The organism is Ruegeria lacuscaerulensis, assembly GCF_013034745.1.
Classification (GTDB): Bacteria; Pseudomonadota; Alphaproteobacteria; order Rhodobacterales; family Rhodobacteraceae; genus Ruegeria; species Ruegeria lacuscaerulensis_B.
In genome coordinates this window covers 476,508-496,022 of record NZ_WQGP01000001.1, presented here as the reverse complement: position 1 = coordinate 496,022, position 19,515 = coordinate 476,508, and the positions used below count along the sequence as shown (strand labels likewise).

The window sequence follows — 19,515 nt, the reverse complement described above, 5'->3', positions numbered from 1 at the left end:
GCCATCAAGCCTCGTACCCGGCAGCCTCGGTCATGACAAACGCATCTGCGCATTGTTTGGCCAGGGCACGCACCCGCCCGATATAGGCCTGCCGTTCGGTGACTGAAATCACCCCACGCGCATCCAGCAGGTTGAAGATATGGCTGGCCTTGATGCACTGATCATAAGCCGGATGCGCCATCACGATGCGCTTGCCCGTCTTTGGATCATCATGCTCTTGCGCCAGAATAGTGGCGCATTCCGCCTCAGCCTCTTCAAAGTGGCGCAGCAGGACCTCGGTATTGGCCACGTCAAAATTCCAGCGGGCGTATTCTTCCTCGGTCTGTTTGAAGATATCGCCATATTTCAACGGGCTGGGCGATTGAGGGTCATTGAAGGGCATGTCCATCACATGGTCGATACCAAGCACATACATGGCCAGACGCTCCAGCCCATAGGTCAGTTCGCCCGAAACGGGTGTACAGTCGTGGCCGCCGACCTGCTGGAAATAGGTGAACTGGCTGACTTCCATACCGTCGCACCAAACCTCCCAGCCCAGACCCCATGCGCCCAGAGTGGGACTTTCCCAGTCATCCTCGACGAACCTGATATCGTGCAGCTCCATGTCGATACCGATCGCTTCAAGCGAACCCAGATACAGCTCTTGCAGGTCCGGTGGGCTGGGTTTGATCAACACCTGATATTGGTAGTAGTGCTGCAATCGGTTGGGGTTCTCACCATATCGCCCGTCGGTCGGGCGGCGCGAGGGTTGCACATAGGCAGCAGCCCATGCCTTGGACCCCAGGGCGCGCAAAGTCGTCGCCGGGTGGAATGTGCCTGCACCGACCTCCATGTCATAGGGCTGCAGGATCGCGCAGCCTTTCGAGGCCCAATAGGACTGAAGCCGCAGGATAATCTCCTGAAAAGAACGAGGTGCGCTGGACTGTTCGGTCATGACATTCCCTTTGGGCGCCGCTGCGCCGGTAACGATGGGTTTTGCCCTTCCTATGCAAGGGGCCAAGGGGCGTCAACGGGCCAGTGCGTCCGGCCTGTCACTGCGTCGCCACACTGCAAATTCCCCGCAATCTGGGCATGGTGTTCAACCCTGCACTTGGCGTACTCTGCCACCCAGACAAAAATTGCGGACACGGGCAGACAATGACACGCATATTTACAGCAATTCTATTTCTTTTCCTCTTCGGCACCCGCGCCGTTTTCGCCCAGCAAGAGGCAGGCGTCTGGGTTCAGGTCGAGGCACGGCCATCCCTGAGCCAAGCCCAAGAGCGCGCGCAGGCCTATGCGTCCCTTCTACCAGACGTGAATGGGTTTCGCTTGAACTCTGGCTGGTACGCCATTGTTATAGGACCGTATTTACGCGCTGATGCCGAGCAAGTTCTGAGGGTTTATCGCGCTGAAGGCCAAATCCCCTCCGACAGTTACATCGCGTTTTCCAACAGTTTTGGGCCGCAGTTCTGGCCTGTTTCGAGCACCAGCCAAGACCGCGCCGCAGTGGAACCTCCGACAACCGCTGCGCCGGAACAACCTGCAACCGGGCTGACGCCGCAGACATCAGATGAAACCCGCGCGCAGGCGCTACAATCCGAACGGCTGCTCAGCGCGCAGGATCGACGCGCGTTGCAAACCGCCCTTCAGGCCGCCGGGTTCTACAATTCGACCATTGATGGAGCTTTCGGGCAAGGCACCCGTCGTTCGATGGCGGATTGGCAGCGCTTCAGCGGGTTCGAGGCCACCGGAGTTCTAACCACCGCGCAACGCACCACCTTGATGGACGACTACAACGCCCCTCTGATCAGCGTCGGGATGGCCCGCCATTCCGACCCGCAGGCGGGGATTGATCTGGACCTGCCGCTTAGCGCTGTTGCCTTTGACCGGTATGAGGCCCCGTTTGCCCATTTCAACAGCGCCTCTGACTTGAATGCCAAGGCACTGCTGATCAGTCAGGAAGGCGACAAGAACACCCTGCGCGCGCTTTACGAGGTCATGCAATCGCTCGAGATAGTGCCGCTGGACGGCCCTCGTCAGTTGCGCGGTGACCGTTTTACGCTCGAAGGGCGCGGCAACGGTATCGTGTCTTATACCGAAGCCAAGTTGCAAGACGGCCAGATCAAGGGCTTCACCCTTGTGTGGCCCGACGGGGATGAGGCCCGCCGCGCCCGTGTTCTGGCGGCGATGAAGACCAGTTTTTCCACCAATGACGCCGTTCTGGATGCCAGCGCCAGCGCCGAGGCAGAGCAGCGCATTGACCTGATCTCGGGCCTGCAGCTGCGCAAACCCCGTCTGTCGCGTTCGGGCTTTTTCGCGGACGCCAACGGTACGATTCTGACCGTGACCGAGGCCACCGACATGTGCACCCGCCTGACGCTGGACGGTGATCAGGAACTTCAGGTCGCCTGGACCGATGTGGATCTTGGAGTCGCCGTCCTGCGTCCCAAAACCACCCTCGCCCCGCTGAATGTTGCCGAGTTCAACGCCGCTACTCCGCGTATTCAGACCGAGGTCGCCGTGTCCGGGTTCTCCTATGAAGGCGCGTTGGGCGCACCGACGCTGACCTATGGCCAGATCGCCGATGTGCGCGGGCTGAACGGTGAAGAGGGCGTGAAACGTCTGGCGCTGGCCGCACAACCCGGCGACGCAGGTGGCCCGATTTTTGACACCAGCGGTCAGGTTGTGGGGATGCTATTGCCGACGCCCGCGGACGGCCGAACCCTGCCCGCCTCGGTCAGTTTGGCCGCAACCGCGGCGCGTCTGGGTGAAATCCTTGATAAGGCGGGCGTTGCCGGTCAGGCCGGTCAATCCACCGGTCAGGTGTCGCCCAACGAACTGAACCGTCGCGCTAAAGGTATGACTGTTCTGGTTCACTGCTGGGACTAAGCACTTAATTCAAAACAAAAAAGCACCGCAAAACCCATGCAGAGCTTTTCTTATGTCAGGATGTCGGGCGTCACCCGTATCAGCGTCGGACCCGGCGCCGAGAATGCCCCACGAACCGTCTGCTGCATCTCCTCCAGACTAGAGGGGTTTGCGGACAGAGCGCCAAACGCTTCGGCGAGTTTGCAGAAATCGGGGTTGCGCGCGACCACGGCGTTGGGTGCGATCTGACCCCGGACCATGCTGTCCTCGATCTCTTTCAGCTTGGCGTTGTCCCAGAGAATGATGGGCAGAGGCAAGCCCAGTTCGACCGCGACGCCAAGCTCGGCCATTGTGTAGTGAAACCCGTAATCCCCGGCCATCACCGCCGTCGGTTTTCCGCGCCGTGCAACCGCACCGCCGATCCCCGCGGGTAGAGCGTAACCCAGCGTGCCGAACCCGGTCGGGTGATGCCAGTGGTAGGGGAAGGTCATGTCCCAGACCTCTTTGCCGACATAGGCTAGCTGGGTCATGTCCGAATAGATCATGGTCTCGGCCGGCATCGCTTCGCGCAGCGCGTCCAGCACGGGGACGATGCCGGGGCGTTCGGCGTCCACCTCGACCCGCCATTTCGCGCGGGCTTGCGCCACTTCGTCCTCGGTCCAGCCAGTTGCCGGTTTCACATGGTCGATCGCCGCCCAAAGCGCATGGGCGAAGCTTTCTCCATCCACCTGCAATTTGACCGCTGCCCGGTGGCGGTCGGACAGTACAGCCGGGTCCAGATCGACCCGCACCAGATTTCCGGAATGCCCCAGATCGTCGCGCCACAGGTCAACTTCACCCAGCTCCGATCCAACGACCACAACCAGATCGGCCGAGTCGATAACTTCCGCGCTGCCCGGCCTGGGCAGGTAGGAACCAAAATCCAACGCATAGTTCAACCCGGCCATGCCGCGCCCCGCATAGGTGGTGAAACAGGCCGCCCCCAGTTGGGTCAGGATCTGCCGCCACAGGTTGGACCGCGCCCCGCCCCCCAGGATGAACAAGGGCCTGTCGGCGATGTTCAGCATCGACAGAACGGGCGCGACATCCGGCGGCGCGGCCTTGGTGCGCAGCCCCGGCTGATTGGGAAACGGGGCCGTATCTGCTTTGGCTTCAAGCTGCTTGATCGGCACCTGAATATGCTTGGGACGCGGGCGCGACAGTTCGAATTCCTCAAAGGCGCGCTCCACCAGCCCGTAAGCGGCTTGGGCCGAATTTGCCTGCACCGACCAATCCGCAACCGTACCGGCGGCCCCACGCTGGTCCTTCATCTGATGCAACTGGCCCTTTGACGCCTCGGTCTCGTCCAGACATGAGGACAGAACCAGCATCGGCACCGAATCCGAATATCCCTGCCCCATAGGTGTCATGATGTTGCACAGGCCCGGCCCGGTAATCACATAGGCCACCCCCGGCTTGCCAGTTGCCCGCGCATAGCCGTCGGCCATGAACCCGGCCCCTTGTTCGTGCCGAGCCAGAACATGGGTGATGCCCGCCTCTTCGATCCCCCGGTACATTTCCTGATTATGCACGCCAGGGATGCCGAAAATCACATCCACACCGCGATCCCGAAGCATATGCGAGATTTGCGCGCCGAGGGGTCTTTTCATCAGTTTCTCCAGAATTGAACGGTGAACAGGGCGTAAACGGCAAGGAGCTCAAGCCGCCCGACCAGCATCCCGATGGACAACAGCCACTTGGCGGTATCGCTCAGCCCCGCGAAATTGCCTGCCGGACCGATCTGATCACCAAGCCCCGGCCCTACATTGGCCAACGCCGTCGCCGCGCCCGAGACCGAGGTGATAAAGTCCAGACCCGTCAGCGCCAGAGCCCAGGCCAGAACGCCCATTGACAGCACAAAGAACATGAAAAAGCTCATCACCGAGGTCAGAACATCCGTACTGATCGGCCGTCCATCATACAAAGGCATGAACACCCCATGAGGGGAGCGGATGCGCCGTATCTGGGTCTTGATCGAGGCAAACAGTAACTGATAGCGGAACACTTTGATCGAACAGGCGGTCGAGCCCGCGCAGCCACCGATCAGGCCGATCAGGAAGAACACCATGACCGGAAAACTGCCCCAGGTCATATAGTTCACGCTGGCATAGCCTGTGCCCGAGATGATCGAGGTGATGTTGAACAGAGATTCCCGAAACGCTTGTTCCCAGTGATGCGGAAAGACGGTTAGCAGAAAGACGGTCATTATCGCGACTAGCAGAACGATCGTGGCCAGGAAGGCACGGATCTGGCTGTCTTTCCACAGCGAACTGGTGTTGCCATTTGCCAGTTGCACATAGCGCACGAAAGGAAGCGCCGCCAAAATCATGAACACCGAGGCGGCATATTCCGTCGGCCCCGAGAACGTCCCGAACGAGGCGTCGTAGTTCGAGAACCCTCCAGTCGCGATTGTGGTCATGGCGTGGACGACTGCGTCGAAAAAGCTCATGCCAAAGCCGGCATATACCAGCACACACACGAAGGTCAGAAAGACGTAGATCAGGGAAATCTGACCCGCGATCTCTTGCGCGCGGGGTAGAATTTTCCCCATAGTTTCAAACCCTTCCGAGCGAAAGATCTGCATCCCGCCCACCCGAAGTTCGGGTAGAAATACCATAGCGACGACGATGATCCCGATCCCGCCCAACCATTGCAGCACTCCGCGCCACAGCAACAGGCCCTGCGGCAGCTCATCCAACCCGGAAATCACGGTCGAACCGGTGGTCGTCAGGCCGGACATCGCTTCGAAGTAAGCGTCGACAAAGCGCAGTTCTGTTGCGCCGATCAAAAAAGGGATCGCGCCGAAAAACGGCAGAGCGACCCAAACCCCGGTGGTCAGCAAAAAGGTCTGACGGATTGTCAGACCTTCGCCCACCCCGTTCGAGCAGCTCATTGCCAGAATTACGCCTGTCAGGACGGTGATGATCCCGCTTTCAAGGAACACATGCCATTCGTCGCGCCCTTCGATCAGGTCCGCAAGCAAAGGCAGAATCATGGTCGCCCCAAGAATGGCAACCAGCAGGCCAATCACATATCCAACCGGGCGTATATCCGTCATGAGGCGCAGCGTTGGCGCGCCTGCACGACTGTGTCAAGCGGATGCCCCGATTTACTTTTGCGTTTTGTTGGTCGCGCTGGGCATTGCGGGCGGCTTCGATGGCGCACGGGTCCGGCGGGTTGGTGCCACGACCTCTGCCTTGAGGGCTGCAGGTTTGACGGCTTCGGCCTTGGGTGCAGCAGGTTTCGCGGCTTCGGCCTTGGGTGCTGCGGGTTTCGCGGCTTCGGCCTTGGGTGCTGCGGGTTTGGCAGGTTGCGCCTTGGGTGCGGCTGGTTTAGGTGCCTCTGCCTTGACCTTTGCCGTTTTTGCAACTGCGGGTTTTACCGCCGAAGGCTTAGGAGCGGCCGGTTTCGGCGCAGCTTTTGCGGTCACTGGCTTGGATGCAGCAGGGACCGCTGCCGGTTTCGGCGCAGCCTTAACCGCAGGCTTCGCCGCAACGGCGGCAGCTACCGGTTTTGCAGCCGCAGGCTTGGCTACGATGGGCGATTTAACTGCCGCTGGCTTGGCCGCAGCTGGTTTTTTCGCCACTGGTTTGGCTATGTGCGGTTTGTTGGCCGGTTTGGCAGCCACTGCTTTGGCCGGTGTGGATTTCACGGCTGCCGGTTTAGGTGATTCGGCGGCTGGCTTCGCTGCCGGTTTCGCTTTGACCGCAGGTTTGGCTTTAGCCGCCGGCGGCGTTTTCACCTTGGCAGCACGGGCTACCGGTTTCGGCTTGGCCGGCGCTGGAGGTTTCGGTGCAACAGGCGCGGGCGCAGCGGATGAGGCGTGCAGTGCCTGCACCTGAAAAAATGGCAGCTCCATCGCCGAGCAAGCCAGAATTTGCATGATTTTCATCTGGTTGCTCACCGCGTAGCCTGCCATGCGGATAGCGGCAGCCTGAAATTCCAAGGGCTGGGTAATCGGATTCATACGTAGTCTCTCCTCTGAAAGTAACGCAGCACGCTTGAGAAAAAGAGGCCCTGCCCGCCCTGGGATAACGGGCGGGAAACGATGTCACGCAGGATCAAGCGTTGCACGTTTCAGCTTCCTTCAGAGTGGCTTTCCCATTGACCAACGGTCTAACCACGGCTGCATTCCACATCAGTCTACTTTAAAGACCGTGCGAGTGCAGCATTTTTTGCTGCGATGCGGCAAAAACGTGCCGTAAGGTTAATCCTGAGACTTTGCGCGTTCAGCCGACATGGAACAGAGTCGAGAACAGCCTTGGGTCAAGGCTGGATGATACAAAGGTCGGCCCTTCGGTCAGAACCGATACAGCGTCGTGGCTGTGCAGGCTTTCCTGATGACTGGCGACTATGCGAAAATCACCCACGTGGTGGTCGGCCAGAAGTTCGGCGCAGAACAGGCGCGCAGCATCTTCGACAAACACCGGGTTTGCGGCGTTCAGCTCGGCAAAGGCTTGCTCGTCCTCGCGTTTAACCATCACTTGTGTTTCCGTGGGCACGGCACGACGGCACAACGCGATCAGGTCCTCGAACCAAAGGCAATCGGCGTCGCAATCCACCACTACCGAAATCCGCGCCACCGACCGCTGTGAATGCGGCGTCGCCAACTGGCCACGTGTTGAACGAGCATGTTCGCTCAGCTCAAGCGAACAGGGACAAGTCGAAGAGTAGACATAGTCCAGATGCAGGATCTTCTGGCGCACGCCGTTCTGTTCCACCAGCTCCAGCGCGATGTCGTAATACTGATAGCCTTCCAGCCCCGAGCGCAGGCTTTTCACCTTGTCGGGATAGGAAAACCGCATCTGTATACGCGCGTCAAAACTGTCCAGATCGGTCATATAATCATCCAGCGCGGCTTCCATGACTTCGAAGCTGAACGTGCGCTCGGCGTGTTTGTAAAAGGACCGCATGATACGGGACATGTTGATGCCCTTCTTCTCGGCCTCAAGGCTGACCGAGCCCGTGACCGAGGTCTCAAGCGTCAGGTCTTCGCCATCCTTGCGGTGAAACCGGATCGGCAGGCGGAAATTCGAGATACCCACATGCTGAATTTGCTGCTTCGCTCCCCGGATCAAGCTGGACGGACCGTTTTGCAGATCGGGCAGCGTGGCGCGATAGGCCTCATCGGCCTTGAAGTCCTCGAGGTAGTCGCGCGACAAAGACGGATAGTTGGACGTCTCCTGCCCCGGCACAAGGCGCGCGATTGCCGGATCAAGCTGACTGATCTCGGCGTCGGTCGCGGATACCGCCCATTTGCGCAGAACTTTCAGCGCCGCAGCGGCCTCGTCATGGTCGGGGGCGTCGTCAATGTCACGGGGATGCACGTTCATCGCTTGGGATTCCTCGGGGTTCGCCGCCGGACTATATACAGCTTGGGCGTGTTTTCCAGTTTAACCGTATACGCCGGAAAACACAGTCCGGATCGATTTTTGGTGCGGGATGAGCGATTTACCACCCCGCTCACATCTCTTTGAGCCTGTTTGTAGCACCGTTGATGCGACGTTTACTGCTGAGAAACGTCCAATGCGCGCTTAATATCGGCAAGCAGGTCGCTAGCATCTTCCAACCCGACCGAGAACCGGATCAAGCCGGGTGTAATGCCCAACTCGTCTTTCTGCGCATCGCTCAGGCGTTGATGGGTCGTTGTTGCCGGATGCGTCGCGATCGACTTGGCGTCGCCCAGATTGTTCGAGATCACCGGGATCGTCATCGCGTTGAGGAAAGAAAAAGCCGCTGCTTTCCCGCCCTTGATGTCCAGGGACAGAACCGTACCGCCCTTGCCGCCCAGCTGAGATTGCACCAACGCATTTTGGGCATGGGTTTTCAGCCCCGGATACAAGGTGCGTTCCAGCGCGGGATGACCCTCTAGCGCCTCGGCAATGATCTGCGCTGTCTCGGCCTGCGCATTCACCCGCAGAGCCATCGTCTCAAGCCCTTTGAGCATGACCCACGCATTGAACGGGCTAAGCGCGCCGCCGGTATGTTTCAGATAGGGTTCAACGGTGCCACGGATGAACTCTTTGGTGCTGATGATTACGCCACCCAGAGCCCGGCCCTGCCCGTCAATATGCTTGGTTGCGGAATAGACCACCACGTCAGCGCCCTGCTGGATCGCGCGCGAAAAGACCGGGGTCGAGAACACATTGTCCACGATCACGGTTGCACCGACGGCATGGGCCAGCGTGGCCACCGCTTCGATGTCGATCACCTCAAGGGTGGGGTTCGACATGGATTCGAAGAAAACCGCTTTGGTGTCGGGGCGGATCGCCGCTTTCCACGCGTCCAGATCGGTGCCGTCGACAAAGGTCACTTCAACGCCGTAGCGGGTCAGGATGTTTTCAAGGATATAGAGGCAAGAGCCGAACAAAGCCTTGGCCGACACCACATGGTCGCCCGCCTTCAGCATCGACACCAGCGCCGCGTTCACCGCCGCCATGCCGGATGCAGTGGCGAAGGCGTCCTCGCCCCCTTCCAGCGCCGCGATGCGCTGTTCGAACATGGACACGGTCGGGTTGCCATAACGGGCATAGATGAACTCATCCGGGCCGGTCTCGATAAACCGCGCCTCGGCCTGTTCGGCGTTTTCGTAAACGAAGCCCTGCGTCAAAAAGATCGCCTCGGACACTTCGTTATATTGGCTGCGACGGATGCCGCCATGGACGGCCTGTGTGCGTTTGTTCCAATTCTCGCTCATGTCATTCCTTTCGGCCCCTCTTTGGAGGCAAACAAAAAACCCCAGACGCGGCCAAGCGAAAGGGGTCTTTCATCCTGACCTTTTAGCGGTGTTGTTTAGCGTGGCCCGCAATCCGGTAACAAATCGCCACGTGGTGCCTTGCCCTTACGCCGCGCATGCAAAGGCGTCAAGCCTTAGGCGCAATCAGTCACGGTTTCGTAACAGTTTGCCCCTGCCCCCTTGCCCAATGGCCCGAAACCTTCATGATCGCCGTCAACCGAAGGAGAGACCATGATTGATCTGTATTTCTGGCCTACGCCAAACGGGTGGAAGGCGTCTATCGCTCTGGAAGAGATGGGGCTGCCCTACACCACCCACCTGATCAATATCGGCAAGGGCGATCAGTTCGATCCCGAATTCCTGAAAATCGCGCCCAACAACCGGATGCCTGCCATCGTGGACCCCGACGGCCCGGATGGAGAGCCGATCTCGGTCTTCGAAAGCGGTGCTATCCTAATGTATCTGGCCCGCAAGACCAGGCGGTTCTATGGCGAAACCGAGCGTGACCGGATCGCCGTTGAGGAATGGCTGATGTGGCAAATGGGCGGGGTTGGACCCATGGCCGGTCAGGCGCACCACTTTTTGAAGTACGCCCCGCAACTGGATCCGCCACAAGACCTGCCCTATGCCAAGGATCGCTATCGCACCGAAGTTGGGCGGCTTTACGGCGTGCTCGACCGGCGGCTGGCCGAGAATGAATATGTCGCGGGCGATTTCTACTCCATTGCAGACATGTCGATCTGGGGCTGGGCCAGCCTGTGGGAAGGTCAGCAACAGGTGCTGGAGGACAAACCTCATTTCACCCGCTGGCTGGAAACCGTCAGCGCCCGCCCCGGCGTTCAGGCCGGTCGCGCGCTGCATGCCGAGTTGCGCGGAGATCACCGGGACAAGCAATCGCAGAGCAATTTGTTCAAGCGATGAACACGGTCGGCGGCTAACCCTTTTCCGAAGGGTTCACATTCAAATCACTCCTCTACCGGTGGCACCGCCCGCTGGTAGAGATGCCATGTCGTATGCCCCAGAATCGGCAAGGTGAAGATCAGGCCCAGTAATGCCGGAACTAGTGACAACAGCATCGTGACCGAAATAATCGCCGCCCAACTCAGCATGACCACAGGGTTTTCGGTGACGACGCGGATAGATGTAAGCATGGCCGAGACAAAGTTGGTCTCACGATCCAGCAACATGGGCATGGCGACGACAGTGACCGAGAACAGGACCGCGGAAAGGAATGCGCCTATGGCCGTGCCAACGGCCAGAAACGTCCAGCCCTGCGGGGTAAAGAAGACGATGTTCAAAAACCCGTCCAAATCCGAGAACGAGGCGTTTTGCAGGATAATCGCCAGCCACAGCCGAACCTGATAAACCCATACCCAGAAAATGAACAGGGTGACAAAGGCCATCCAGCCCATCTCGCGTTTGCGCTGATGGGCCATGACGGTCAGGATGTCGGACCACCCGAACGCCTGTCCCTTTTGCAACCGGCGTGACATTTCATACAGCCCGGCGGCTGCAAATGGTGCAATCAACGGAAAGCCGACAATGGCCGGAATGATCATCCAGATCTTGCCCAGCCAGACCATGATCCAAACCAGTAGAATGCCGAAGACCGCATAGAACAGACCAAAAAAGCCGCTCATGACCGGGCGCGCCAGAAAGTCGGAAAACCCGGCCTTCAAAGAGGCCGTGATATCGTCAGCAGTGATCGTATTGACGTTGGCCCTGTCCTGTGGCTGGGGCGTCAGGTCGTCTGGCGGTGTGGAATCTGCGGTTTTGGATGGCATGTCACGGTCCTCCCAAAGCGTGGCACGGCAGCCTGTCGGCGCCGCCAAAGTTCCGATGATGAAACTGTGCATCAACGCTGACGTTTGGGCAAGGCAGGAGTCAGTTTCAGGCGGGCCGTGTACCGTATGTCGGCATGTCCAAGAACCACCGGGACAAGCGATAGTCGGCAGAGTGCTAAATCGATCCGCCGCTTTTACCAGGCGGATCTTCATTAAACTGCTCGAAAAACCGCGCAAGCCCGACCAATGGCGACACATACGGCAAGTCGACCAGCGCAATCGAGGACAGACCTTCGGCGGCATCCAATCTAGCATGCAAATGGTCCGCTCCGAAATCCTGCACCCAAAAACCCAAATCTTCGTACAGGTTTCGTCGGCTTCTGATTGTCACTGTCTCACATATCGCGGTCTGCCCTTCGCCGCGGACAGTCAAGCGTTTGACATCCACGTTGGCCTCTCCTTCAACCATATAATACGTCGAAATAACCTGACTCGTACCGCTCTCTTGCTCGATCTTGCATTTATAGAGCATTTCCATGTTCTCCGGGTCCCAGGTGTCGGGATTTACGGTGTTCACGTTCATCGAGACCGTGAACAACCCATCATCCCCCACCGGGCCGGTTTTGTATTTTCCGCTATAGCTGTCAGGTGCTGTCTTCAGAATGTCAAAGGCACGCTGTGCAGGGATGAGGTATCTGGCGCGCGACTTCCATTCCCGCAAACCAAGGGGAACATGCGGAAAAACACTGGGCAGCCAGTTCAGGCCGAGCCATAAGAAAAAACTGACCAGAACCGTTCCGATAATCGTCCAGGCTGTTGCCTTCCCTTGATTTTGCGTTGGCGCAAGGTCGGGCAGCATCTCAATCACCGGCAAGAGCATTAGCGTCATCCCAAGCACCAAGGCCGTTGTGACCGTCTCCCACCAGACCCGCGGATAAATGAGCACCAGTAACATGATTGCAAATACACCAAACAAGGCCGTCACGAGTTGCATTTTCGAACCCGCCAAAAGTGCAGAATGACCAAATACCTGCGTCCCCACAGCCCATGGCACGAACAAAAGAATCAAACTAAGAAATATCAGCCGACGCAGTCGAAATACGCGGTACAAATACTTGTTTTTCATAATGTAATACCCGTCAAACTGGTGACTGAATTACATTCAACCTTGGCAAAACCATGACGTCTGGGTGTTTTCTTCTCACTTGCTTTGGGGCGATTGCCCCTCCCCCCGTACCAACACGTCCAACATGGCCGAGATATCTTCGATCTCTTCCGCGATCACATGGGTTACGGAATGCGCCCGCTGCATCCGCCCCGTGATCCGCAGCAACCGGCCCGAGATCACCGCCCGGCGAAATTGTTCATACATCGCGCGCCAGACAACCACGTTCACGATGCCGGTTTCGTCCTCCAGCGTCAGAAAGATCACGCCCTTGGCTGTACCCGGCCTCTGCCGCAAGATCACCAGCCCGGCCACGGTCACACGCGCATGATCGGGCGGATCGTCCAGCCGATTGGCTGGCAGGCAAGCGGGTGGGCGCGGCCAGTCTCGGTTTGAAACTGCACTGCGAACAGGGACAACAAGCATGAGAACAAAAATAGAACATATCACAGGAATGTCCAGTCGCGGCATCCCGAGTCGCAAATGAGGGTGGAAAGACCTAAATGGCTTGACTAAGGAAGGTTTCGAACATCGTAAAAGGAAGACGCACGCAATGGCAAAGATCACCTATGTCGAGCATGGCGGTACCGAGCACACTGTCGAGGTCGCCAACGGACTGACCGTCATGGAAGGGGCCCGTGACAACAACATCCCCGGCATCGAGGCCGATTGCGGCGGCGCCTGCGCCTGCTCGACCTGCCATGTCTATATCCACCCTGATTGGGTCGAGAAAGTGCCAGCCAAAGACGACATGGAAGAAGACATGCTGGACTTTGCGTTTGAGCCCGACCCAGAGCGGTCCCGCCTGACCTGCCAGATCAAAGTCACCGACGCGCTGGACGGTCTGGTCGTTCAGATGCCCGAGAAACAGATCTGATGATCTCCAAAGCGCCGCGCCGACTCTCTCGCCTCTGGCAAGGCAGGTCTCGCGGCGCGCTTATGGCAATGTGCTTGTGGTTGGTCACAACAGCCCCTGCCATTGCAGATACGATTGTCGCGGCTCGTTATACCGAACCCACGACCCGATATCCTCATGGCGTCCTGGGGGATCAGATCGAATATGGAGCGCTTGAGCTTACCATAGAAAACACGCCTGCCACACAAGGCTCGACGGGCGCCAAGGAACGATCTGCCCTGACCATCCGCCTGCCCGAGGACCGTGTTTTCGAAGATCTAGCGCCTCGGCTGTCGGACGTTGATCAAAACGGCACGCTCGAAGTTCTGGTTGTCGAAGCCCAGAAGGATACAGGCGCACAACTCGCCATCTATAACGCGCACGGGGAAAAGATCGCCGCCACCCCGCATATCGGCACCCGTTTCCGCTGGCTCGCACCGATCGGCGCGGCCGATCTGGACGGCGACGGCTACGTCGAGATCGCCTATATCGACCGCCCTCACCTGGCCAAAACCCTGCGCATCTGGCGCTTCAAAGATGGCGCACTGACCGAAATCGCGGTACTGCCTGATCTGACAAACCACAAAATTGGAGAAGCTTATATTTCGAGCGCCATCCGCGATTGCGGCACCGGCCCCGAGATGGTCGTCGCCAGCGCCGACTGGAGCACCATCGTCAGCGTTTCTTACCGAGGCGATTGGCAAACCCGCGACCTTGGCCCCCTCAAGAAGCGCAGTGACCTAACAAACGCACTCATTTGCTGATCCGCCCTTCATCTGGCCCAAAATATCCCGGGGAGCGCGAGGGGCTGGCCCCTCGCCCCAAAAAATCGAGACGGGCGCAGCCCGGCAATCAGATCACAAAGCGCGCCAGCCGATATCGCGGCGAAAGAACCCATCGGGCCAGTCAATCCCATCCACCATCGCATAAGCCCGATCACGCGCCTCCTGCAATGTCTCGCCCCGAGCGGTGACGTTCAGAACCCGACCACCCGTGGCCAATACCTGCCCATCCGCAGCCTTGGTCCCGGCATGAAAGACCATGTTCTTGCTGTCCTCGGGCAGCCCGTCCAGACCGCCAATAACACTGCCCTTCTCGTAAGACCCCGGATATCCCTGAGCCGCCATCACAACGGTCAGCGCATGATCATCGGCCCAGTTCACCTGCGCCTCACGCAAACGGCCCTCGGCTGCGGCATGCATCAGATCCATCGCCTGCGCGCCCAGGCGCATCATCAGCACCTGACATTCGGGATCGCCAAAGCGCACATTGTATTCCACCAGTCGCGACTGCCCGTCCTTGATCATCAAACCCGCATAGAGAACCCCCTGAAACGGTATCCCGCGCTTTTTCATCTCGGCCACGGTCGGCTTGATGATCTCTTCCATCGCGCGGGCTTCGACCTCGGCGCTCAGGACCGGAGCCGGAGAATACGCTCCCATCCCGCCTGTATTCAGCCCGGTATCCCCGTCGCCTACGCGCTTATGGTCCTGCGCGGTGCCGACCGACAGGATATCCTCACCGTCACACAGCACGAAAAGCGAGGCCTCCTCGCCCTCCATGAATTCCTCGATCACCACCTCGGCCCCGGCCCCGCCAAAAGCCCCGCCAAACATGTCGTCGATGGCCTCCAGCGCGGTCGCCTCGTCCATCGCCACGATCACGCCCTTGCCGGCGGCCAGACCATCGGCCTTGACCACAATCGGCGCGCCTTGTTCGCGGATATAGGCCTTGGCGGGCTCGGCCTCGGTAAAGCGCCCATAGGCTGCCGTCGGCGCGCCCGAGGCGTCGCAGATTTCCTTGGTAAAACTCTTTGATGCCTCCAACTGCGCCGCCGCAGCCGAGGGGCCAAAGACAAGAACACCCGCTTCGCGTAGGCGGTCGGCAACCCCAGCCGCCAAGGGGGCCTCAGGGCCGACAATCACAAAATCAATCGCGTTGTCTTCGGCAAAGCTGACCACAGCGCCGCCATTTTCGATGTCCAGAGCCGCGCAATCGGCAATCTGAGCAATTCCGGCATTGCCCGGCGCGACTATCAGACGGTCACACTTGGGGTTCTGCATCACCGCCCAGGCTAGGCTGTGTTCGCGTCCACCGCTCCCGAGAATGAGGATATTCATGACTGCTCTCCGATCTGCTTGGCCTCGCCTTCCGCGCGTTCTAAGCTGGGTGGGCATTTGACACAAGGCGCTGAAATGTCCGACCTGCTTGACGATCCCATTCCCGGCCAAAACACACCTGAATACAGTGTTTCCGACATTTCCGGCGAGGTAAAACGCACACTGGAAGGCACCTTTGGCCGAATCCGTGTGCGTGGTGAGGTCGGGCGCGTGTTCAAGGCGCGCTCAGGCCATCTTTACTATGATATCAAGGATGACCGGAACGTGCTGGCTTGCACCACGTGGAAGGGTCAGATCTCGGGACTGTCCGTGGTGCCCGATGAAGGGCTTGAGGTCGTCGTAACCGGGCGTCTCACCGCGTTTGGCGCGCAATCGAAATACAACCTGAATGTCGATGAGGTCGCCGTCGCAGGCCAAGGCGCACTGATGGCGTTGCTGGAAAAGCGTAAGAAACAGCTAGAGGCCGAAGGGCTGTTCGCGCCTGAACGCAAGAAGCCCCTGCCCTATCTACCGCAGATCATCGGCGTAGTGACATCACCATCTGGCGCGGTGATCCGCGATATCCTTCACCGCCTGCGCGACCGGTTCCCGCGCAAGGTGCTGATCTGGCCTGTCGCCGTGCAAGGATCGAACTGCGCGCCCGAGGTTGCCAACGCAATCAACGGTTTCAACCAACTCACCCCCGGAGGCGCCCTGCCGCGCCCAGACCTGATCATCGTCGCCCGCGGCGGCGGGTCGATCGAGGACCTGTGGGGTTTCAACGAAGAGGCCGTCGCACGGGCGGCTGCGACTTCAGACATTCCACTAATCTCAGCCGTGGGGCACGAAACGGATACGACACTGATCGACTATGTCTCGGACCGTCGCGCGCCGACGCCCACCGCCGCCGCCGAACTGGCCGTGCCCGTGCGGATGGAACTGTTGGCCTGGACCGGCGAACAGGGCGCGCGCCTGTCCCGCGCTGCGACCGACGCCGTGCAGCGCCGCAGCCAACGCCTGCGCGACCTGTCCCGAGCGTTACCGCGCCCCGACAGCCTGTTGAACACACCGCGTCAACGTCTTGATCTGATTGCCGATCGCCTGACCCCGGCTTTGGAACGTGGTGTTCAAGCGCGACGCATCAAAGTTGTGGAACTGTCGGCCCATCTGCGCCCCTCGACCCTGCGAAATCTGGTGTCCTCACGGCAGGAGGCGGTGCGCAACCTGTCATCCCGCCTGTCCTTGCGCCCTATTCAGCGCGACATTGACGCTCAACGGCAATCCCTGACCCGCTTGACCGAGCGTCTGAACACCGCCCAGACCACGCGTTTGGACCGGATGCGACAGACGTTAGAAGCCACGGACAGGCTTCGAGAAACACTCAGCTACAAGGCCACGTTGCAGCGGGGCTATGCCGTGGTGCGCGCCGAGGGCGAGGTGGTGACAACCCGGAAACAGGCGGCAAAACATACCGCGCTTGAGATCGAATTCGCCGACGGCATATTAGCGACGGGCATGTCGTCCACAGCAAAGCCACCAGCTAAGAAAACGCAGAAAAAAGCGCCACCTGATCAGGGTTCACTGTTCTAGGTCTCGCTCAAACGCCAACCTCGGGGCCGAGGCAGACCATCTCCTCATCGATATCTTCGGCCTCGTACAGCTCCGTCTGCTCGGGGTTGCCTTCAAACTGAGCAATCAAGCCGCTGCCGGATTCGACAAACACCCAGCATTGCGGGTCCAGCCGGTCTTCGTACAGAAAACAAATCTGGTCATTCTGCTCGTACCAGACGCCTTCCTTGCAATCTCCGTCCAGAAAGGACCAGATCACGCGTCGGTTGGGCAAATAACGTTCGACCCCATAAACCTGCCCCTCAAAGCCGTAGAACAAGGTTTTACCCTGCGTATACGAGTCAAATTCAGCCCCCGAAAGCGCGGATTGCGCCCCCGCCATCTGCGCGGACATAGCCAGAAGAATCGCAACATGCCTGATCATGTCCGCATGATGTCAGATGCCAACCGGCAATGCCAATTACCAATCTGTCAGGACAGGCTGCCTTAACGTCATGGGTTGAGTTGCGGACGCATTCCCGATGAAGCTGGACGAAAAAAGGGACACTTGAATGACAACTACGCTGTTTCTGGTCGCTGCTGCCTGCGCGTTGGCCTATCTGCCCTTGGCGCCTCGCCCGGCCAGCAAACTTAGGTCGGTGCTGAAAACCGCCTCGGTCGCCTGCCTTGCCGTCATCGCCCTGCTGTCTGAGGCGCCACTCCTTTTGATCGCCGCACTGAGCCTCTGCGCCATCGGAGACGCGCTGTTGTCGCGCGAAACCGACACAACGTTCATGGCAGGGATCGGTGCCTTTGCAGCCGGACACCTGGCCTATATCGCACTGTTTCTGTCGCATCCCAGCAGCGATACCAGCCTGATTTTAACTCACCCCGGCCTATTCTGGTCCCTGATCCTGCTGGGTATCGTCGCGGCAACTCTTCTGGCCCCACGTGCCGGGGATCTCAAACTACCAGTTCTGGGCTATATCCCGATCATTCTGGGCATGGGCGTCACCGTTTTGGCCCTGCCCGACACCGGCGCTTTGCGTTGGGCCCTGCCCGCAGCGATGGCCTTCATCGCCTCGGACCTGATCCTTGCGACCGAGAAATTCCTGCTGCCCGCCCATCACCCGGCCCTGCGGATGACGCCTTATCTGGTCTGGCCGCTATACTGGGGCGCACAGGCCGGTCTGTTGATCGCCTTTCTCTGACCCTTTGCAACTGCCGCAAATCCGCATTAGGTGAAAGGAACACCTGCGGAGACCAAAAATGGCGTTTTTCTCAAAGCTCAAGGACAAGCTGTTCAAATCCTCGTCCCGTCTCGAACAGGGGCTGGATGCAATCGTCGAAGATGGCGGAGAGGAAACGGCTGCACCCGAGCCCAGCCCACTTGAGCCTGCACCGCAAACTGAACCCGTCTCCGCACCGCCCGAACCTGAACGCACGCCACAACCGGTCGAAACCGCGCCACCTGAACCTGCCGCACAACCCGCGCCCGAACCAACCCAGCCCAAAGGCGTCTTGAGCCGCCTGTTCAACCGGTCCGAGTCCCAAACCGTTGTCCGTCGCACCCTGGACGATGACATGCTGGAACAGCTCGAAGAGCTGCTGATCGCCTCGGATATGGGCGTCGATACCGCCCTGCGTGTCACCTCGAACATGGCCGAGGGGCGCTTTGGACGCAAATTGTCTACGCAGGAAATCAAGCAGCTGCTGGCACAGGAAGTCGCCCGCGTGATGGAACCCGTGGCCAAGCCCATGCCGCTTTACCCCAAACGCCCGCAGGTCGTGCTGGTTGTGGGTGTTAACGGTTCGGGAAAAACCACCACCATCGGCAAGCTGGCCAGCCAGTTCAAAACCGCGGGGAAAAAAGTCGTCATCGCAGCAGGAGATACCTTCCGCGCCGCCGCCGTCGAACAATTGCAAGTCTGGGGCGACCGCGCAGGCGTCCCGGTTCTGACCGCCCCCGAAGGCTCGGACCCGGCGTCGCTGGCCTTTGACGCCCTGACCAAAGCGCGGAACGAAGGCGCAGACCTTCTGATGATCGACACCGCCGGCCGATTGCAAAACCGCGCCGACCTGATGGAGGAACTGGCAAAAATTGTCCGCGTCATTCGCAAGGTCGACGACAGCGCCCCTCACAACACCCTGCTGGTACTGGACGCCACCACCGGCCAGAACGCCCTCAGCCAAGTCGAAACCTTCAGGAAATTGGCTGATGTATCCGGTCTGGTGATGACCAAGCTCGACGGCACCGCCAAAGGCGGGGTTCTGGTGGCGCTGGCGGATAAATTCGGTCTGCCCATCCACGCCATTGGCGTCGGAGAGCAAATCGACGACCTCGCCCCGTTCGACCCCGAAGAATTCGCCGCCGCCCTCACCGGCCTGCAAAGCTGATC

General features: G+C 59.4%; 18 protein-coding genes and 1 riboswitch. Of the genes, 7 read left to right on the top strand and 11 right to left on the bottom strand.

Translation table 11 applies throughout. The annotated features are described in order from the left end of the window. Positions 1-4: 4 nt before the first annotated feature. Complete coding sequence (locus tag GOV79_RS02475; protein WP_170769402.1) at positions 5-934, bottom strand: glycine--tRNA ligase subunit alpha; 930 nt, start codon at positions 932-934, stop codon at positions 5-7. A 203-nt stretch (positions 935-1,137) separates the two neighbouring features. On the opposite strand from GOV79_RS02475, the gene GOV79_RS02470 reads away from it, so the two are divergent. Next, positions 1,138-2,871, top strand: a complete 1,734-nt coding sequence (locus tag GOV79_RS02470) for a serine protease (protein WP_170788467.1) — start codon at positions 1,138-1,140, stop codon at positions 2,869-2,871. Positions 2,872-2,921: 50 nt separating this feature from the next. On the opposite strand, the gene GOV79_RS02465 is transcribed toward GOV79_RS02470, so the two are convergent. The 5 genes from GOV79_RS02465 to metZ form a co-directional block, all read right to left on the bottom strand. Beyond that, complete coding sequence (locus GOV79_RS02465; protein ID WP_170788466.1) at positions 2,922-4,499, bottom strand: thiamine pyrophosphate-binding protein; 1,578 nt, start codon at positions 4,497-4,499, stop codon at positions 2,922-2,924. After that, on the bottom strand, positions 4,499-5,947 hold the full coding sequence (locus GOV79_RS02460) for a TrkH family potassium uptake protein (RefSeq protein ID WP_170788465.1): 1,449 nt from the start codon (positions 5,945-5,947) through the stop codon (positions 4,499-4,501). Before GOV79_RS02460 ends, GOV79_RS02465 begins: the two co-directional genes overlap by 1 nt. A gap of 51 nt (positions 5,948-5,998) precedes the next feature. Next, the gene (locus GOV79_RS02455; RefSeq protein ID WP_170788464.1) at positions 5,999-6,856 is read right to left on the bottom strand and encodes a transcriptional regulator; all 858 of its coding nucleotides are present in this window, start codon (positions 6,854-6,856) and stop codon (positions 5,999-6,001) included. A 262-nt stretch (positions 6,857-7,118) separates the two neighbouring features. Further along, entirely contained in the window at positions 7,119-8,222 is a 1,104-nt protein-coding gene (gene folE2 / locus GOV79_RS02450; protein ID WP_170788463.1) for a GTP cyclohydrolase FolE2, read from the bottom strand. Positions 8,223-8,395: 173 nt separating this feature from the next. Further along, positions 8,396-9,586 carry an O-succinylhomoserine sulfhydrylase gene (metZ, locus tag GOV79_RS02445; protein ID WP_170788462.1) on the bottom strand — a complete coding sequence of 397 codons (1,191 nt, stop codon included), beginning with the start codon at positions 9,584-9,586 and terminating at the stop codon, positions 8,396-8,398. 62 nt (positions 9,587-9,648) lie between these two features. After that, positions 9,649-9,726, bottom strand: a riboswitch (SAM riboswitch). Between the two features lie 130 nt (positions 9,727-9,856). Here metZ and GOV79_RS02440 point away from each other — a divergent pair. Continuing rightward, positions 9,857-10,546, top strand: coding sequence for a glutathione S-transferase N-terminal domain-containing protein (locus GOV79_RS02440; RefSeq protein ID WP_170788461.1), 690 nt, complete (start codon positions 9,857-9,859; stop codon positions 10,544-10,546). Between the two features lie 44 nt (positions 10,547-10,590). On the opposite strand, the gene GOV79_RS02435 is transcribed toward GOV79_RS02440, so the two are convergent. The 3 genes from GOV79_RS02435 to GOV79_RS02425 form a co-directional block, all read right to left on the bottom strand. Continuing rightward, on the bottom strand, positions 10,591-11,409 hold the full coding sequence (locus tag GOV79_RS02435; protein WP_170788460.1) for a DUF2189 domain-containing protein: 819 nt from the start codon (positions 11,407-11,409) through the stop codon (positions 10,591-10,593). Between the two features lie 175 nt (positions 11,410-11,584). Further along, positions 11,585-12,535, bottom strand: coding sequence for a hypothetical protein (locus GOV79_RS02430; protein ID WP_170788459.1), 951 nt, complete (start codon positions 12,533-12,535; stop codon positions 11,585-11,587). Positions 12,536-12,610: 75 nt separating this feature from the next. Beyond that, the gene (locus GOV79_RS02425) at positions 12,611-13,000 is read right to left on the bottom strand and encodes an OB-fold nucleic acid binding domain-containing protein (protein ID WP_237217919.1); all 390 of its coding nucleotides are present in this window, start codon (positions 12,998-13,000) and stop codon (positions 12,611-12,613) included. Positions 13,001-13,127: 127 nt separating this feature from the next. Here GOV79_RS02425 and GOV79_RS02420 point away from each other — a divergent pair, with 127 nt between their 5' ends. Next, on the top strand, positions 13,128-13,451 hold the full coding sequence (locus tag GOV79_RS02420) for a 2Fe-2S iron-sulfur cluster-binding protein (RefSeq protein ID WP_170769391.1): 324 nt from the start codon (positions 13,128-13,130) through the stop codon (positions 13,449-13,451). Positions 13,452-13,513: 62 nt separating this feature from the next. After that, positions 13,514-14,233 (top strand): FG-GAP repeat domain-containing protein, encoded by a 720-nt coding sequence (locus GOV79_RS02415; protein ID WP_237217918.1) that lies wholly within the window; start codon positions 13,514-13,516, stop codon positions 14,231-14,233. A 93-nt stretch (positions 14,234-14,326) separates the two neighbouring features. Here GOV79_RS02415 and purD read toward each other — a convergent pair whose 3' ends face one another. Beyond that, the gene (gene purD / locus GOV79_RS02410) at positions 14,327-15,589 is read right to left on the bottom strand and encodes a phosphoribosylamine--glycine ligase (protein ID WP_170788456.1); all 1,263 of its coding nucleotides are present in this window, start codon (positions 15,587-15,589) and stop codon (positions 14,327-14,329) included. A gap of 75 nt (positions 15,590-15,664) precedes the next feature. Between purD and xseA the strand changes: the two genes are divergently transcribed. Continuing rightward, positions 15,665-17,158, top strand: coding sequence for an exodeoxyribonuclease VII large subunit (xseA, locus tag GOV79_RS02405; protein WP_170788455.1), 1,494 nt, complete (start codon positions 15,665-15,667; stop codon positions 17,156-17,158). Between the two features lie 7 nt (positions 17,159-17,165). Here xseA and GOV79_RS02400 read toward each other — a convergent pair whose 3' ends face one another. After that, positions 17,166-17,561 (bottom strand): hypothetical protein, encoded by a 396-nt coding sequence (locus GOV79_RS02400; protein ID WP_237215748.1) that lies wholly within the window; start codon positions 17,559-17,561, stop codon positions 17,166-17,168. Between the two features lie 127 nt (positions 17,562-17,688). Between GOV79_RS02400 and GOV79_RS02395 the strand changes: the two genes are divergently transcribed. Together GOV79_RS02395 and ftsY are read left to right on the top strand one after the other, a co-directional pair. Further along, the gene (locus GOV79_RS02395) at positions 17,689-18,327 is read left to right on the top strand and encodes a lysoplasmalogenase family protein (RefSeq protein ID WP_170788454.1); all 639 of its coding nucleotides are present in this window, start codon (positions 17,689-17,691) and stop codon (positions 18,325-18,327) included. Between the two features lie 58 nt (positions 18,328-18,385). After that, positions 18,386-19,513 carry a signal recognition particle-docking protein FtsY gene (ftsY, locus tag GOV79_RS02390; protein ID WP_170788453.1) on the top strand — a complete coding sequence of 376 codons (1,128 nt, stop codon included), beginning with the start codon at positions 18,386-18,388 and terminating at the stop codon, positions 19,511-19,513. Positions 19,514-19,515: the final 2 nt, after the last annotated feature.

Bases quoted from the DNA above. Each gene is read 5' to 3' on its own strand.
- GOV79_RS02475 (WP_170769402.1), bottom strand. From the start codon at position 934: ATGACCGAACAGTCCAGCGCACCTCGTTCTTTTCAGGAGATTATCCTG.
- GOV79_RS02470 (WP_170788467.1), top strand. From the start codon at position 1,138: ATGACACGCATATTTACAGCAATTCTATTTCTTTTCCTCTTCGGCACC.
- GOV79_RS02465 (WP_170788466.1), bottom strand. From the start codon at position 4,499: ATGAAAAGACCCCTCGGCGCGCAAATCTCGCATATGCTTCGGGATCGC.
- GOV79_RS02460 (WP_170788465.1), bottom strand. From the start codon at position 5,947: ATGACGGATATACGCCCGGTTGGATATGTGATTGGCCTGCTGGTTGCC.
- GOV79_RS02455 (WP_170788464.1), bottom strand. From the start codon at position 6,856: ATGAATCCGATTACCCAGCCCTTGGAATTTCAGGCTGCCGCTATCCGC.
- folE2 (WP_170788463.1), bottom strand. From the start codon at position 8,222: ATGAACGTGCATCCCCGTGACATTGACGACGCCCCCGACCATGACGAG.
- metZ (WP_170788462.1), bottom strand. From the start codon at position 9,586: ATGAGCGAGAATTGGAACAAACGCACACAGGCCGTCCATGGCGGCATC.
- GOV79_RS02440 (WP_170788461.1), top strand. From the start codon at position 9,857: ATGATTGATCTGTATTTCTGGCCTACGCCAAACGGGTGGAAGGCGTCT.
- GOV79_RS02435 (WP_170788460.1), bottom strand. From the start codon at position 11,409: ATGCCATCCAAAACCGCAGATTCCACACCGCCAGACGACCTGACGCCC.
- GOV79_RS02430 (WP_170788459.1), bottom strand. From the start codon at position 12,535: ATGAAAAACAAGTATTTGTACCGCGTATTTCGACTGCGTCGGCTGATA.
- GOV79_RS02425 (WP_237217919.1), bottom strand. From the start codon at position 13,000: ATGCTTGTTGTCCCTGTTCGCAGTGCAGTTTCAAACCGAGACTGGCCG.
- GOV79_RS02420 (WP_170769391.1), top strand. From the start codon at position 13,128: ATGGCAAAGATCACCTATGTCGAGCATGGCGGTACCGAGCACACTGTC.
- GOV79_RS02415 (WP_237217918.1), top strand. From the start codon at position 13,514: ATGGCAATGTGCTTGTGGTTGGTCACAACAGCCCCTGCCATTGCAGAT.
- purD (WP_170788456.1), bottom strand. From the start codon at position 15,589: ATGAATATCCTCATTCTCGGGAGCGGTGGACGCGAACACAGCCTAGCC.
- xseA (WP_170788455.1), top strand. From the start codon at position 15,665: ATGTCCGACCTGCTTGACGATCCCATTCCCGGCCAAAACACACCTGAA.
- GOV79_RS02400 (WP_237215748.1), bottom strand. From the start codon at position 17,561: ATGATCAGGCATGTTGCGATTCTTCTGGCTATGTCCGCGCAGATGGCG.
- GOV79_RS02395 (WP_170788454.1), top strand. From the start codon at position 17,689: ATGACAACTACGCTGTTTCTGGTCGCTGCTGCCTGCGCGTTGGCCTAT.
- ftsY (WP_170788453.1), top strand. From the start codon at position 18,386: ATGGCGTTTTTCTCAAAGCTCAAGGACAAGCTGTTCAAATCCTCGTCC.